Origin of the sequence: Bacillus sp. NPDC094106, from assembly GCF_044764345.1 — a bacterium.
Lineage (GTDB): Bacteria > Bacillota > Bacilli > Bacillales > Bacillaceae_G > Bacillus_A.
In genome coordinates this window covers 1-15,704 of sequence record NZ_JBIWHY010000014.1, presented here as the reverse complement: position 1 = coordinate 15,704, position 15,704 = coordinate 1, and the positions used below count along the sequence as shown (strand labels likewise).

At 37.3% G+C, this 15,704-nt stretch carries 12 protein-coding genes and 1 pseudogene; all 13 read right to left on the bottom strand.

Annotated features, from left to right (window positions below):
• Window positions 1–18: 18 nt before the first annotated feature.
• A complete protein-coding gene (locus tag ACIQ7L_RS19380; RefSeq protein ID WP_400571067.1) occupies window positions 19–150 on the bottom strand; it encodes a hypothetical protein in 132 nt (43 codons plus the stop codon).
• Window positions 151–591: 441 nt separating this feature from the next.
• Window positions 592–1,938, bottom strand: a pseudogene (locus tag ACIQ7L_RS19375) (UvrD-helicase domain-containing protein); the annotation flags it as partial.
• Entirely contained in the window at window positions 1,935–5,450 is a 3,516-nt protein-coding gene (gene addB, locus ACIQ7L_RS19370; protein ID WP_400571066.1) for a helicase-exonuclease AddAB subunit AddB, read from the bottom strand. The pseudogene ACIQ7L_RS19375 and the gene addB, both read right to left, overlap by 4 nt.
• Window positions 5,451–5,569: 119 nt before the next feature.
• Window positions 5,570–6,133: a signal peptidase I gene (gene lepB / locus ACIQ7L_RS19365; RefSeq protein WP_400571065.1), complete on the bottom strand. Its 564-nt coding sequence runs from the start codon at window positions 6,131–6,133 to the stop codon at window positions 5,570–5,572.
• Window positions 6,134–6,190: 57 nt separating this feature from the next.
• Window positions 6,191–6,784, bottom strand: coding sequence for a TVP38/TMEM64 family protein (locus ACIQ7L_RS19360; RefSeq protein ID WP_400571064.1), 594 nt, complete (start codon window positions 6,782–6,784; stop codon window positions 6,191–6,193).
• Between the two features lie 357 nt (window positions 6,785–7,141).
• On the bottom strand, window positions 7,142–7,738 hold the full coding sequence (locus ACIQ7L_RS19355; protein WP_400571063.1) for a DUF4306 domain-containing protein: 597 nt from the start codon (window positions 7,736–7,738) through the stop codon (window positions 7,142–7,144).
• Window positions 7,739–7,982: 244 nt separating this feature from the next.
• Window positions 7,983–8,567, bottom strand: coding sequence for a competence protein ComK (locus ACIQ7L_RS19350; RefSeq protein WP_097897598.1), 585 nt, complete (start codon window positions 8,565–8,567; stop codon window positions 7,983–7,985).
• Between the two features lie 271 nt (window positions 8,568–8,838).
• Window positions 8,839–9,141, bottom strand: a complete 303-nt coding sequence (locus ACIQ7L_RS19345) for a YjdJ family protein (RefSeq protein WP_400571062.1) — start codon at window positions 9,139–9,141, stop codon at window positions 8,839–8,841.
• Window positions 9,142–9,676: 535 nt separating this feature from the next.
• Entirely contained in the window at window positions 9,677–9,880 is a 204-nt protein-coding gene (locus ACIQ7L_RS19340) for a cold-shock protein (RefSeq protein WP_003195857.1), read from the bottom strand.
• Between the two features lie 384 nt (window positions 9,881–10,264).
• A complete protein-coding gene (gene aceA, locus ACIQ7L_RS19335; protein ID WP_400571061.1) occupies window positions 10,265–11,542 on the bottom strand; it encodes an isocitrate lyase in 1,278 nt (425 codons plus the stop codon).
• Between the two features lie 22 nt (window positions 11,543–11,564).
• The gene (gene aceB / locus ACIQ7L_RS19330) at window positions 11,565–13,154 is read right to left on the bottom strand and encodes a malate synthase A (RefSeq protein WP_400571060.1); all 1,590 of its coding nucleotides are present in this window, start codon (window positions 13,152–13,154) and stop codon (window positions 11,565–11,567) included.
• A gap of 296 nt (window positions 13,155–13,450) precedes the next feature.
• Window positions 13,451–14,191, bottom strand: a complete 741-nt coding sequence (locus tag ACIQ7L_RS19325; RefSeq protein ID WP_400571059.1) for an S-layer homology domain-containing protein — start codon at window positions 14,189–14,191, stop codon at window positions 13,451–13,453.
• 527 nt (window positions 14,192–14,718) lie between these two features.
• The gene (locus ACIQ7L_RS19320; protein ID WP_400571180.1) at window positions 14,719–15,501 is read right to left on the bottom strand and encodes a putative protein N(5)-glutamine methyltransferase; all 783 of its coding nucleotides are present in this window, start codon (window positions 15,499–15,501) and stop codon (window positions 14,719–14,721) included.
• Window positions 15,502–15,704: the final 203 nt, after the last annotated feature.

Genomic DNA, 15,704 nt, shown 5'->3' with positions numbered 1-15,704 from the left:
AGCATTTCGCTCCTTTCTTCATTGTTTATACGTTGTAAACTGTCCCCCTTCGCCATGTAATGGGCTTTCCCCATCTCGGACTACTACGAGGACTCCGTTACCGTATTGGATATTCAGTACCTTTGTACATAGCCATAATTGGCGTTCCAACTTAGGTAATCCCCATTTAGTATGTTGCATACAGGCTCGATAAGTTGTCGGAAGGAACGTTCATCCTTTTCCCATATCTATGAGTGCGTCCATCCTTTTAATTCAGAAACTAGGTTAGCGCATCAATCTAGTACGCTTTCCCATGCTTTATCGTAAGCATCTAATACGTAAAGCAGGATGGATTCTAGGTTACAGACGGTTTCCTAGACGGTTTCAGCATTGCCCCACTCGGACTGTTCTTCAAGCAGTTTAGCCTTCTTCCTCATACTTATCTTTTATACCTCGCCACTCAGTCGTAACCTTTCCGTCTAGGTTAACTCGTGACTTTCCCGACATGCTACACTCACTCTTCGGTTTCCCTCCAAGATAAGTCGGTTGGTATATTAACTGTTTCTGTAGTTAATTCACCGCCTACTGGTGAAATATGCAACACCCTTATGGGCGCACGATGGACTGCTTCACGTCACCAACCATGAACAAGTTTCCTTCACTCTCAGAATCTTTCGTTACGAATTTAATAATCGATTCTTGTACGAAGTTCGTATCTTGATATTCATCGACTAGTACTTCAGCAAATTTATTACGATATTGTAAAGCTACTGCTGATGGCTTCATTTCACCTTCTTCACTTTGCTCGCTTAAAATTTGTAAACAGAAATGCTCTAAATCTGTAAAGTCGACCATTCCTTTATCTCGCTTAATAGCTTGGAAACGATCTGTAAATACTTTTACAAGCTGAACGAGTTTTTCTAATACAGGATGCATATCTTGGAAATCCCGCAAGAAACTTTCTGGCCTACGGCTAAATAGTTCTTCTTGTAATTTCTTCACTTCATCTTTCGCTTTATTACGAAGAGAATCTACTTGTTTTACAATATCTTCGTTATAATCACTTTTCTTAATACGCTTTAACGTTTGCCAAGATACATTTTGCATCGCTTCATAAACGCTTATCCACGATTCACGAGCTGCGTTTGATAACGTTTCAAGTAAAGCTAAATCTGTTTGTAAAGTTTCAACGCGCGGTGCTGGACCGTCAGGAAGCATCGCAAGTTCCATCGCTTTACGAATATGCCCTTCCGCTGTTTCAAGCTGGAATTTTACATCTTCTAATAAGTAAGAAGCGTACACTAAATCTTCTATCGTTTTTCCTTCAACGTCATATGCTTCTACTAATTTATCAAGCCACTTCTCTGGATTTGGATGCGCTCTTGATTCTGTATGAAGCGCTAAAATCATACGTTGTAAGTCATCATCGCTACGATCGCTCGTATAACGATCAACAAGTTCAAAGAATATCGTATTATCTTCTATTCCATACTCTTCTTCTAATATGTCATCTAGTACTTCTTCTTTTAATAACTCATTTTCTGTTTGATTCGCAATGCGGAAGCGAGGATCGACATCCAGCATGTAATAATATCCTCTAATCACTTGTAAACAAAATGAGTGGATTGTTGAAATGGAAGCTTTATTTAATAAGCTAAGCTGTTTTCTTATGTGCTGTGAGCCTGGCTCATCAATTAATACTTTTTCTAACGCTTCCCCAATTCGGTTTTTCATCTCTTGCGCCGCTGCATTCGTAAATGTTACAACGAGCAGGCGGTCAACATCGACTGGATTTTCCTCACTAATAATCTTTTTAATAATACGTTCAACTAATACTGCTGTTTTCCCTGATCCAGCTGCGGCTGCGACTAAAATATCACGTCCGTTCGCTACAACCGCTTTCCACTGGTCATCTGTCCATTGACTACCTTCTGGTTTTTTAGGCCAATTTTCTATCATTCTCCGCCAACCTCCTCTCTAATTTTCTCCATCGCTTCGCTATCTTTCATATCTTTTAACGTACGGAATTGATTATCTTCAAGTGACTCATCAAACTGACAAACAGATTTGAAGTTACAGAACGTACATGCCGCTTTATTCCCCTTTTTGTAAGGAGCAATATCGATAACACCTTCTGTAATGTCTTTCCCGATATTTTCAAACGTATGGTGTACATATTTTTGAAGTACGTTAAACTCTTGTTCACTTGCAATGCTAGAACGCGCACTAAAACTACCGTCTTTTTTCAGCCCAGCAGAAATAATATCAGAGCTTCCTGTTGTAAGTTTGTTATCCATTAAACGAACAACATCAGCATCTCCTAGCACGAGCCCTTTCATTTTAAATTTCTTTAAAATTTCTTTTTCAATTTCTTCTTCAGATGCGTCACCTTTCATCTCAACGATCGGGTTATGAATATGGAAGTACAGTACGCCCGCAGGTGATGCAGTACCACCCTTTTTCATCCACGTATTCGCATTTGAAATAACGACATCTAAATACGTTAACATTTGAAGTGCTAATCCGTAATACACTTCCGTCAAGTCTAACGCTTTCGAACTTGATTTATAATCAATAATACGAAGGAACGTTCCGCTCTCATCTTCCGCCTTATCAACACGGTCAATACGGCCGACAACTTCCATCTTCACACCATTTGGTAGTGAGAATTCCATTGGCGGAAGTGATCCAGTACCGCCCATACCGAACGGCACTTCTAAATCAACTGGTACAAAGCCACTCGACTTCGCATGTTCACGAAGAATAAGCGAAGTACGGAAAATGATTTGTTGTAGTTTTTGTTTTAAATAGAAATGACGGTTTGAACTTAATAAAATTTGTCTTTGTAGTAACGGCGCAATTTCTTCTATTACTAAAACAGAAAGATGCTCACACTCTTTTATTGATAAATCCGCCCAAGTACGGTTTTCACGTAATAGCTTGTCTGCAATTCTCTTCAGCGCTGCATGGAATAGTTCACCGATATCTGGCGCATCAAGTTTGAAAATATCACGCTCTCTTAGCGATAAACCGTGCTGCGCAAAATGAGCGTACGCACAGCGGTTAAATAATTCCATACGAGAGACGCTTCCTTTTATTTTATCTCCATATAAATCTCTACTTACAGATGTGCTTAACTTCTGTGCACGATTTCGGTAAAACAGACTTGATAATACACGGCTACTTTTTTGCTTCCATTCATCTGAAGTAACGTAGAAGTTATATACGTCCCACCAAAAATCTAAATTGCCTTCAAATCCGTATCGCTTCCACGTTTGCAGTTGCTGCATTACATATGATAACGTCACTTCTGGCGTTGCTACGTATGAGATTTGTTCCGAACGAGATAAGTCATTTACGTCATTCGTTATAAACGATTCTTTCACATCAGGGAACATTCTTTTTATTTTCTTAATAAAGCTAGAAGCAAGTAACGTCTTTCCTTCTTCATCTGCAAGTGGACAAGAAATGTATAATTTCTCAGATGCTCTCGTCACCATTTGATACATGACGAACTGTTCTTCTAATAAAGTTTGTCTCGTTGTTGGTGCTAATTCGATACCTGCAGCGCTAAGAATATCTCTTTCTTCATCAGAAAGCATGCCTTCATCCATAGGTGCTGCTGGAATCACCCCTTCATTTACTCCAATAATGAATGTCGCTTTAATATCTGATAATCTAGAACGATCGATATTGGCAACTAATACTTGATCTAACGACGGCGGAATGTTCGCGAATTGAAGCGATTCAAGACCTGTCGACATTACGTCCGTAAACATAGCGAGTGACATTTTCTCTTCACCAAGCATCTCAACGAACGTATCAAGAAGACTCATCACTTCTTCCCATACTTGCTCATGGTCTGTCGCAAATAAGAAATCTCCACTTTCTTCTGCACGAATACGTAATTCCTCTAGTTTTTTCGGAACGTCAAGCTCCTCTAAAAATAAGTACACAGCTTCGCACATTTGCATGACTGTTCCGGCACGCTTCAGTCTTTTTTGCATGCGAATAACTGGTGTTCTTACAACGTCACGAAGTCGATTTATTTTTTCTTCCATTTCACGTTCACTATCTGTTATTGTTCCGCTTGTATCATCAAGAGAACGGTAACGTCGATACATCCACGGCTCCTCAGAAGTCCACCTCTTTCCTTGTACACCGTACGCTAAACAGTAGTTTTCAAACTCATCCATCTCTTCACGCATCGCTTCTTTTCTTACGTCTAGTGGATATAAAAGTTCTGTTTTAATACAGCGAAACACCGCATCATAGCGCCAATTCCCGCTAATAATTTCTAATGCAGAACGAATGCATTCTACTAACGGATGGTGTGACATCGGGCGTTTTTCATCGATGAAATGCGGGATGTTATAATCCGTAAATAATGTTCGCAATACATCGTAATAACTTTCTCCGTTACGAAGAAGTACTGCGATATCTCGGTAACGATAATCTTCATCCGCTACAAGTCTTCGAATTTCACGTGCAACGCCTTCTACTTCAGCTCGTAAATTAGCTGCTGTACTGATCGTTACACTCGCTTCTCCGTGAAACTTTTCATTTGGACGTGCTTCGTAATGCGTTTCTAAATGCGCTAATGCTGGAGAATGAAACCGCGGCTGCTCCATAAGTGGAACCGTTTTTTCAATTTCTATTTTCTCTTCACGTGCTACTTGTTTTACTTTTTCATACGTTAACGTCGTTTCATAAAATAAATCGAGCTCATTTACTGGCTGTGCTAACGTTTTTTCATCTATCGTTAATGTTATTGTTACTCTAGTCCCTAATCTCATTAATCCTCTAACAATTTCTAGCTCTTGAGGAGAAAATGAATGAAATCCATCTATATAAATTTCCGCACCATTTACATAATCAGACTGCGGAAGTTTTTCTACAAGCAACTGTAAATAATCTTCTGAATCTAAATATTTTCCAATTAAAGCTCGTTCAAAATCATCATATAAAAGCTGAAGATCATATACTTTATTTGCTAATAATTGTTGTTCAGCACTGCTGCTATGAGCATCTAATTGTTGCCACATCTCATATACATTTGATGGCGTTACATTATAGCGTTTAAACTCCGCAATCATACTGCCAAGATGTTCAAAGAAACCGTTTTGCTCCGCTGCTTTTTGAAACACGGATAGTCCATCTTTACGCGACTCTACAATTTTGCGAAGTAACATATGCACACCCGCTTCATCAATATGAAGACGACTTGCACCACCCACTTCTTGCAAAACCTTCCACGCTAACCTTGAGAAACTAAAAACTTGTGCCCGAATAGAACCTCTTACATCTTCACTTCCTATTAACGCTTGTTGCGCTTGGAATGTCATTTGCTCTGGCACAAGATATAAGATTGTTTTACCTCTTGGGCGCTGTTTTAACTCTGTTTGCACTTCATGTAAACAAAGTGTACTTTTTCCACTTCCAGCTCTACCAATCACAAATCGAAGTGACATGCAATTCCCCACCTTTCATTTACATAACGAACGTTAGTTTGCTATTATCATTTTATTATAGGACAATAAAAAAGACAAACAGCGGCTGCTTGTCTTTTTCCCTACGTTACATCATTTCATTAACCTTTTGAAAAATTCGTTTGCAAATCACGAATCGGCCAGTATCGTAAATCTACTTTACCGACAACAGTATCTGCTTTCACAAAACCAAAATGTCTACTATCCCAGCTACCGAGGCGGTTATCACCAAGTACAAAAATATATCCCTTTGGCACAACCTTTTCTCTCGTTAATTCTTCTAGCGTAAAATCTCCCGTCAGCTGATGCCCTTCCGCTTGCTGCTTGTATGTTTCCAAATAAGGTTCATCCATAAACTTTCCATTTACATACAGCTTATCATGCTTATATTCAATTTGATCACCTGGTAAACCAATAATTCGCTTTACATAATCTTCTTGTTTATTCGCATGAAATACAACAACATCAAATCTGTTCAATTCCCCGACTTGATAGCTAACTTTATTCACAACAAGCATATTCCCATCTTGAAGTGTTGGCATCATTGACTTCCCCTCTACAACATACGTTGAGAAGAAAAATGTTCGAAAAAAAACAGCTAATAGCACACCTATAAAGATTGTTCTCATCCACTCTAGGCTTTCTTTTTTCAAAGCTCGCTTCATCTGCCTCTCCCCTCACCTTTTTCGATAATGAAGATGTATTTACAGTGAAGTCTAGTCTTAATGCAGTTCTAATTTCACTTCGATTTTCTTACCGATATACCATAAAATAAAGATAACACCTATGACAACAACTGTTTTCACAGGATTATGGATAAAAGAAGTTAAATCATGGCCGATATAACTTAGAATAAAAATCATTACTAGTTTTCCGAATGCTAACGCTAATCCAAATTGTTTTATACTAATACGCGATAAACCAGCGACTACATTAATAAGTGCAGACGGCGTAAACGGAAAACAAAATAGTACAAAAATAGGCGCGAATCCTTTTCTTTCAATCCACCCCATTGCACTTCGTACTTTCGCATGTTTATTTAAAAAGGAAAAAAAGCGACTCCGTCCAAAACGACGAATAACAAAAAAAACAATTAACGCACCAAGAACTGATCCGAACCATGAATAGAAAAAACCAAGCCATAAACCAAATGCAACGGCGTTTGCCATTACAAACACTATGAGCGGCAATGCTGGGATAAGCGCTTCTACCATTGGTAATCCAATACCAAGAATCGGTCCAAACGCCCGGTAACTCTCAACAAGATGACCCATGTTTTCTACTGAGAAGTACTCTTTGATTGTTTGAAAATCCATTCTACGATTTACCCCTTTACTATCATTACTATCCCTACTTTATCACCGCTTAGCAAAAAGAGGAAATGGCAAATACGACATATGGAGATGTATTTATTAAGTTTCCATATCTTTCATTAGAATTCCTTCATTATTATGCTATGACAATCATTCAATATTCGACAGGATATGAAGATAATTTAGACAATATGCACAAATTGTAACTTAACGGTTACGTTTTATGAAAAGGAAAAATATATAGAAAGTGATAATTAGTATTTTTCAAAAAAATAACCTTACTGCACGTAAGGTTATTTCTACCTATATGGAAATGAGTAGCGACGGATAATTATTTTACCTTCAAACAATTATCCTTTTCTATTGGCTAGTTCTTACAAACAAATTTTTTAGCAAGCGTACACTATCAATCACGATAAGTATTAATATATATAAGAAAAATAGTATTAGTACTGTACTCTGAATAGGTAACATTCGAAATTTGTATAGAAACCTATCAATCATATATATATCTTGCTCATTCGTTATAGTAGTAGGAGTGAATATAAGGTGATCTTTCCAATTATCTATCCAAGTTAAATCAACTGCGGAAAATTGCATCGTTCCTAACCACAAGTAAAGAAAAATTGGTATAAGAATCATATATTGCAAGCTATGTAATATCTTTCTTTGCTTCTTACATTCAATAATTTGAAAGACAATAAGTGTCAGTACGTACACTATCGACAGAAGAAATACTATGGTGACAAACGGTTGAATTGAAAAAGCAAATAGCAATTTATCAATTTCATTAATTTGACTATAATCTGTTGCATTTTGAGGTGTAAAAACAAAATGCTGTTTATCAGCACCTATCATTAACTGACTACCAACGAAACCAGTAAACATAAATGTAATAAAAAATATAGGCAAAACAAGAATATATTGCCCCCAAAATAACATGGTCCTTTTCAACATACCATCTCCTTTTTTATACAATAAGGCAAGAAATATCATGTATGCCGCAAATGTAAAATGATGTATGCTTACACTACATTAAGTATATATAGGAAAATTACCCTTATATTGTAATTTTATATTATTCTAAGCTATTAGAGAACAAAAAATTTGAAAATTTCTCTTATTTTATTTATGAATCTTACAGCGTAAATGGTATATATAATGAAATCAAAAAAGGATGGTTCTCCATCCTTTTTACTTACTAGTCATCATCATCTTCTTTCACAACATACACTTTTTCATAAGCAGGCTTCAATCTAGATTCATCTTCTTTAGCTACTTCTTTAAACCGAAGACTCCCCTGTTTATCTTTTCGATCCTCATATTCTGTCCGCAATTTTGCAGTACGATTTTGCTGATTTTCAAAACTACTCTTTGACATTTCTAATTTCACCGCAAGCCCATTAATAAATCGAATAATAAGATTACCGTCTGCTAGTTCTCTATTACTTACGATATGAAAATGGGATAACCACGCGCATTCCTTTCTAGAATAAGAATACGTAGGAAAGAAATACAGTTGATCTGTCGGACTAATTGCAATGGGTGCTTTGTGCGTAATACGTGTCAATTCTTTTGTACCTTCTTTTCTTCCTAAAAAACTAGATCCATGCTTGCGGCAGCTTCGTTCTACAATATCAAGAGGCTTTTGAAACATAAAAAAAGAATCTTCTACCTCAATCACTCGCGTCACAATGCTTTTTTCACCTAAAATAACTGGGAGTAAGGCCATAGTTTTCTTGTTTACGACATAGTTTTCGACATAGCGTTCAGCTCTGTCACCCATGCTATATTCACTCCTTCATTTTTTAATTCACATTAGCAGCTGCATGAATAATTGTATCATGTTCAAAATAAAATAATTAAAATTTTTCAAATATTTTACATTTTCTTATAAAACTTTAAATTCCCCTCACATTTCTTCATAAAAATATCTAAATAAAAGCACTTTATTGTTCTAGCTTAAACCTATATATCACTATGAAAAAATACCTTTTTGCCATTTTGAAACATTTGTAACATAGTAAACTTTTACAAAGAGATATAACATTTTTTCTTTATATTTTATTATTTATTTTTTTGAATATAATGTAAATGATTAATATCATCATGTAACAAAAACTTACTAACATCAGTATTACGGATAAAGGGTAAAATTTAGCTGCATATATAAAAAAATCTATTTGATAAATATCTTGATAATTTGACACCGATCCTTTGAAGTAATTTGTAAATTTCGCAGTATATTTCCATTCATCAGGATAGTCTATTAAATTACTACCTTGATACCAACTGACTAAAGTTGAAACAATAAATAACATAAATGAACTACCTAATTGAACAATTTGATTTATCGTCATGAAACAGTCGCTCCTAATTTCAAAAAATTTCAAGTATATAAATTAACATAACATAATAGAGGCACTATATCATTTCAAAAAAACATTGTAACTACTCAGCCTGTAACTAAAAACACAAGACAAATAGAAGTAACTGATTTATCAATCATACACTTCACCTCCTGTTGTTGATATATCTAGCATTAACAGGAATTTCAGGAGGTAAACTGCAAGATGAAAATATTAAACAGCTAAATCACAGAAATAGCTGATTAGTTACTACCTATATTTATATACATAAGTACAAATTGAAAAATCGACATAAAACCTTTCTTTTTAGATGGGAGGGAGAATCCGGCCATGCATAGAAGCGGGCAGATCCTTTTCCTGCCCCATGCCAAGTGAAAACAAAGAGAGCAAACGAGTGCAGGTCACTTTTTGTTCTTTATAGCCGTAACTTATATGTTGGAAAATCAAAATGGATATATATAGTTAGAAATTAGTACAAAAAAAAGGATGGCTTAAGCCATCCTTTTTTTCATCATATACTATAAAATTATAATTTTACAACGTTTTTAGCTTGAGGTCCGCGGTTACCATCTTCGATTTCGAAGCTAACTTTTTCGCCTTCTTCTAAAGATTTGAAACCTTCAGTTGTGATTGCAGAGAAGTGAACGAATACATCGTTTCCACCTGGAACTTCGATGAAACCGAAACCTTTTTCGTTGTTAAACCATTTTACTTGTCCTGTTACTGTCATTATTATTTCCTCCTAAGAAAATAGAATTTTTTTAGTTTTCATACATAAAAAAAGAATCCACACATTATCAAATACGAAACATAAAACAGTTTTCACATACTTTTTCTCGTTCGTTTTCAGCACTTGATAATATATGGATTGCTTGATTTAGTTATTCAACTGAGTTCATCATAGCATATTTAAAATAGAATGTACAATATTTTTCGAAGATAAAATTTTCTAATTTTTGGTATTCCCTATAAAGTAACGCATCCCTCCCTAATAAAAACTTTCACCAACGGGGCTTTTACAGACAATTATCTTCTTCTCCTTGATTTGCACCTCAAATAGCAGAATACATACAAAATAAAAACGGGTACCCTTAAATGGCACCCGCTTCCTTACTTATTTCGTAAACTGCGCTTCTTCTGTAGAACCTTTCAGCGCTGTCGTAGATGAGGTTCCCCCCGTAATCACTTGTGCTACTTCATCAAAGTAACCTGTTCCGACTTCGCGTTGATGACGCGTAGCAGAGTAACCATGCTCTTCTGCTGCAAATTCGGCCTGTTGTAATTCAGAATACGCTGCCATACCACGTTCTTTGTACCCGCGTGCTAATTCAAACATGCCGTAATTTAACGCATGGAATCCTGCAAGTGTTACAAACTGGAATTTGTAACCATATGATGCAATTTCTTTTTGGAAGTTTGCAATCGTTTTTTCATCTAATTTTTGTTTCCAGTTAAACGACGGTGAACAGTTATATGCGAGTAACTTTCCTGGATACTTCTCATGAATTGCCTCTGCAAAACGCTTCGCATCTTCTAAATTCGGTTCAGACGTTTCACACCAAACAAGATCTGCGTACGGTGCATATGCTAAGCCGCGCGCAATCGCTTGATTGAGTCCCGCTTTTGTACGATAAAAACCTTCCAGCGTTCTTTCTCCTGTAATAAATTCTTGATCAACTGGATCAATGTCGCTCGTAATTAAATCTGCTGCATCTGCATCTGTTCTTGCTACAATTACTGTCGGCGTGCCCATTACATCCGCAGCTAAACGGGCAGAAATTAAATTACGTACCGCTGTTTGCGTCGGTAGTAATACTTTTCCACCTAAATGCCCGCATTTCTTTTCTGAAGATAACTGATCTTCAAAATGCACACCTGATGCCCCTGCTTCAATCATTCCTTTCATTAATTCAAATACGTTTAATTGACCGCCAAATCCAGCTTCAGCATCTGCAACAATCGGTACGAAATAATCTATATCACCGCTGCCTTCCATATGCTGAATTTGATCTGCACGTTGCAATGTTTGATTAATTCTTTTTACAACAGCCGGTACACTGTTCGCTGGATATAAACTTTGGTCTGGATACATATGTCCAGATAAATTGGCATCAGCAGCTACTTGCCAACCACTTAAATAAATTGCTTTTAAACCTGCTTTCACTTGCTGCATTGCTTGATTTCCTGTTAATGCCCCCAGCGCATTAATGTAATCTTCTGTATGAAGCGATTGCCAAAGCTTCTCTGCACCGCGGCGCGCTAATGTATGTTCAATATCAATTGATCCTCGAAGACGAATAACATCTTCAGCAGAATAAGGACGTGTTACCCCTTTCCAACGTTCATCTAACTCCCAATTTTCTTGTAATTGCTGAATTCTTTCGTTTTTCATTTCTTCCATCCCCTTTTCTTTTTTATAAAATTTCATAACCTGGTAATGTTAAAAATGTTTCAAATTCATCTTTGCGAACTAAATCAGTAAAGAGCTTTGTTGCTTCTAAGAATCTCCCTTTCTCAAATTGTTCTCTACCAACCTCTCGTTCTATTTTCGCTAGTTCTTCCACTTTAAATTCTTCTACTAAAGCAAATGTAATCTTACGTCCATCATTCAGCTTCCCGCCCTCATGACGAATCCATTGCCAAACTTGCGCTCGTGAAATTTCTGCCGTTGCTGCATCCTCCATCAAATTATAAATAGGTGCTGCCCCCCGGCCGCTTAACCACGATGCAATATATTGAATACCCACGCTAATATTCATGCGAAGGCCATCTTCTGTAATCGTTCCCACTGGTACTTCTAACAAATCCTTTTCTGTCACATGAATTTCTTCACGTTTCCTAAAGATTTGATTCGATGTTTTCATAATGTGATCAAATACTTCCATTGCAACCGGCACAAGTCCCGGATGGGCAACCCAAGTCCCATCATGCCCATCTAAAGCCTCACGTTCCTTATCAGCACGCACTTTTTCAAAAGCAATTTCATTTGCCTCAGGATCATTTTTAATTGGAATTTGCGCTGCCATTCCTCCAATTGCTGGTGCATTACGGCGATGACAAGTTTGAATGACTTTCAAAGAATACGCGCGCATAAACGGCGCTGTCATCGTAACTTGCGCCCTGTCTGGAAGTAAAAATGTATTATGATTACGAAAACTTTTTAAAAAACTAAAAATATAATCCCAGCGTCCACAATTTAAACCAGCCGAATGCTCGCGTAACTCATATAAAATTTCATCCATTTCAAAAGAAGCATGAATTGTCTCTAACAATACAGTCGCTTTAATCGTTCCATTTGGAATTCCGATATACTTTTGAGCAAACACAAAAACATCATTCCACAATCTAGCTTCTAAATAACTTTCTATTTTCGGTAAGTAAAAATATGGCCCGCTTCCTTTCTCTAACAATGTTTTCGCATTATGAAAAAAGTACAAGCCAAAATCTACAAGACTCCCTGACATCTTCTCTCCATTCACTTGCATATGTTTTTCCTCTAAATGCCAACCACGCGGGCGCACGACAAGTACAGCTGTTTTACTGCCAAGGCGATATTCCTTTCCGCTTTCGGTCTCATGTGAAATCGTTCCCCTAACAGCATCTCTTAAGTTAATCTGACCTTCTATTATATTTTTCCACGTTGGAGAATTAGAATCTTCAAAGTCTGCCATAAAAAGATGTGCTCCCGAATTTAAAGCATTAATTACCATCTTTCTATCTACTGGCCCTGTGATTTCGACACGCCGATCCTCTAAATCTCCTGGAAGCGGGGCAATCGTCCAATCTTCTTCACGTATATGTGATGTTTCTGATAAAAAGCTAGGAAACTCCCCTGCATCAATTCTGTTTTGTTTTTCCGCTCGTCTTTGCAGTAAATCTAAACGGCGCTCGTTGAAATTCTCATGCAACTCTTTCAAAAAAGCGAGCGCTTCCGGTGTCAAAATTTCTCCATACGATGGTAATAATTCTCCAACGAGTGTCACCCGTGAAGTTTGCGTTGACATATTAGCATCTCCTTTTCTTAAACTGTTTTATAACAGATTTCATTTTATGATTTATATTATATAACAAATTTTCAGAAAAGGAAGTTATTTTTTTGAAAATTCAAGTTATTTTTTTCGTGAAGCCTTGCTTTCTCCTATTCTTTTAAACTTTATCCCGCTATTTGTGGGGGATGAAAAAAAACCACTGATTAAAGTTTCACTTTATTTCATACAAAAAACCGGTGTTATACAACACCGGTCTGTTTGTTTCATTCCACTACTCATTACAAATTATATTTTCTTTTTTATTCTTGAGGTTAAACATTCAAAAGTGTATTATGTAAAAACTGTGCATACTGTTCACGAGTTACTTTCATATTTGGAGCGAATTTCCCTTCTCCAACTCCTGATGCAATATTGTTCGATTGTACGGCACTAATCGCATCTTTTGCCCATGAATTGTCTGGCACATCGTTGAAATTATGCGGAGCCTTCACATCTAGTTCAAAGGCTTTCGTAATAACTTGTGCCATTTCTGCACGTGTTAACGTATCTTTCGGTCTAAAGTTTCCATGCTCATCGCCTTGGAAAATCCCTAGCTCAGTTAAAGCTAATATTTCCTTAGGAAACATTGTCGAATTTTCATTGATATCTCCGTATGGATTTTCGTATTCATCTTGTTCGTCTAGCTGAAAAGTACGGGAAATTAATGCTGCTACTTGTTCACGTGTTACATCATCCCCCATACCAAATATGCCATTTCCATAACCTGCAATAATTCCTACATTCGCTAAACTATCAATCGCCTCGAATGCCCAGTGCTCTTGCGGAACATCCTTGAATTCAACTGAATTTGTTTCAGCCTTTACAGCAGCACTTTCTGCACTGAATAAAACGCCGCCCATAATTGTTAATGATGTTACTACCTTTAAAGCCTTTTTGTTCACTAAACTTGCTCCTTTGAATATGTATTTTGTTTTAATATAAAGAATTGATAAAGAAGAAACAATATACATATTCGCTCTTGAAGTGACAACTTTATGAACCATATTACACATGATGTTTTGTTCACCTGCTTGATAATACAGCTAATGTAAAACAGTTATTTCAAACAAAAACAACCTTTACGGAGGGATCGAAACACACTATATATACATTTAAGACATAAACCCCCTCTTTTTAAGTGGGAGAGAGCATCTGGCCATGCATAAAAGCGGTTAGGGCCTTTTTCTGCCACATGCGAAGGAAAACAGAAAGAGCAAACGAGTGGAGGTTACTTTTTATTCTGCATAGCAAGGATTTATGTGTCAAAAAGTTAAAATGGACTTATATATTTTCCCTTATATCATTTTATCTATCTATTTAACTATTCCTAAGAAACAAATGCCACCACTGAATTAAAATTTCACTTATTGTGAAAAGAAGCATAAGATGGCCGTTTTGGTCAATTTATGCTTCCTTTAGCTTGCGGCAAACTTATGCTTCTAAATATACATACAACAAAAAAAGATACCTCAATAGGCTATCTTAGTAGGTTATATAATTCTCGTTATTTATGGTAACGTCTAGCTTGTCTGTATTCATTCTAAAGAGATGGTCTGGTTCCGATTACAACAGTAGCGTCCAGTTCATCACAATTTGTCACCTGTGGGATTAGTCCATTTTGAGCAAATATCTCAACGGTTTGCAATGACTGTCGTTGGCTAGTCTCGACAAGTAGATGGCCGCCGGGCGCTAGCCAGAGTAGTGCTTCATTAGCCACCCTCCTTTGAATGTCCAGCCCATCCTCCCCACCGTCGAGTGCAACCCTTGCCTCATGTTTGCGGGCTTCCTGAGGTAACAGCTTAATTGCCTCAGTAGGTACGTAGGGTACGTTTGCGACCAAGATTTGGACGCAACCACGCAGTTTAGTCGGAAGTGGACGGTAGAGATCACCTTCGTACACGTTACTATTTATCCAATTAATATTGCGCTGGGCACATCGTACTGCGGCGGGGTCTATGTCAACCGCATACAACTCAATCTGTCTCAGAATTGTAGCCAGTGCGGCACCCACCGCACCCGTGCCACAGCATAAGTCAACTATGATAGCTCCTGGCATAGCAAATTGAGCTGCCTGTTGGACAAGAAACTCGGTACGGCGGCGGGGGACGAAAACACCTGGTTCTACCGCTATCCGAAGACCACAGAAATTTGCCCAACCGATGATGTGTTCTAAGGGAAGACCGGCTATTCGTCGTTCCAGCATATCGGCTAATATTTCTGGTGTTTGTGCCTCTGAGATAAGCAATTGTGCCTCATCTTCTGCAAAAACACAACCAGCAGTCCGAAGCTTGGTTATTATACATTTTTCTGTTTTCGCGTCTATATAAAAATCAAATTTTTTTTCTATAGTAACATCTCCCTTTTTCTTTAATTTTAACATCTGGAAGAGGTGATTTGTTATAAAAATTGGATGTATAGGATATTCATGGGAGGTTAAGTCGGGTAAGCGAGGGGCATCACTGCCCCTAACTCCCCTAAGAACCGTACGTGACAGTTTCCCATCATACGGCTCAAGCCTTCTTTTTA

Bases quoted from the DNA above. Each gene is read 5' to 3' on its own strand.
- addB (WP_400571066.1), bottom strand. From the start codon at position 5,450: ATGTCACTTCGATTTGTGATTGGTAGAGCTGGAAGTGGAAAAAGTACA.
- lepB (WP_400571065.1), bottom strand. From the start codon at position 6,133: ATGAAGCGAGCTTTGAAAAAAGAAAGCCTAGAGTGGATGAGAACAATC.
- ACIQ7L_RS19360 (WP_400571064.1), bottom strand. From the start codon at position 6,784: ATGGATTTTCAAACAATCAAAGAGTACTTCTCAGTAGAAAACATGGGT.
- ACIQ7L_RS19355 (WP_400571063.1), bottom strand. From the start codon at position 7,738: ATGTTGAAAAGGACCATGTTATTTTGGGGGCAATATATTCTTGTTTTG.
- ACIQ7L_RS19350 (WP_097897598.1), bottom strand. From the start codon at position 8,567: ATGGGTGACAGAGCTGAACGCTATGTCGAAAACTATGTCGTAAACAAG.
- ACIQ7L_RS19345 (WP_400571062.1), bottom strand. From the start codon at position 9,141: ATGACGATAAATCAAATTGTTCAATTAGGTAGTTCATTTATGTTATTT.
- ACIQ7L_RS19340 (WP_003195857.1), bottom strand. From the start codon at position 9,880: ATGACAGTAACAGGACAAGTAAAATGGTTTAACAACGAAAAAGGTTTC.
- aceA (WP_400571061.1), bottom strand. From the start codon at position 11,542: ATGAAAAACGAAAGAATTCAGCAATTACAAGAAAATTGGGAGTTAGAT.
- aceB (WP_400571060.1), bottom strand. From the start codon at position 13,154: ATGTCAACGCAAACTTCACGGGTGACACTCGTTGGAGAATTATTACCA.
- ACIQ7L_RS19325 (WP_400571059.1), bottom strand. From the start codon at position 14,191: ATGTGTAATATGGTTCATAAAGTTGTCACTTCAAGAGCGAATATGTAT.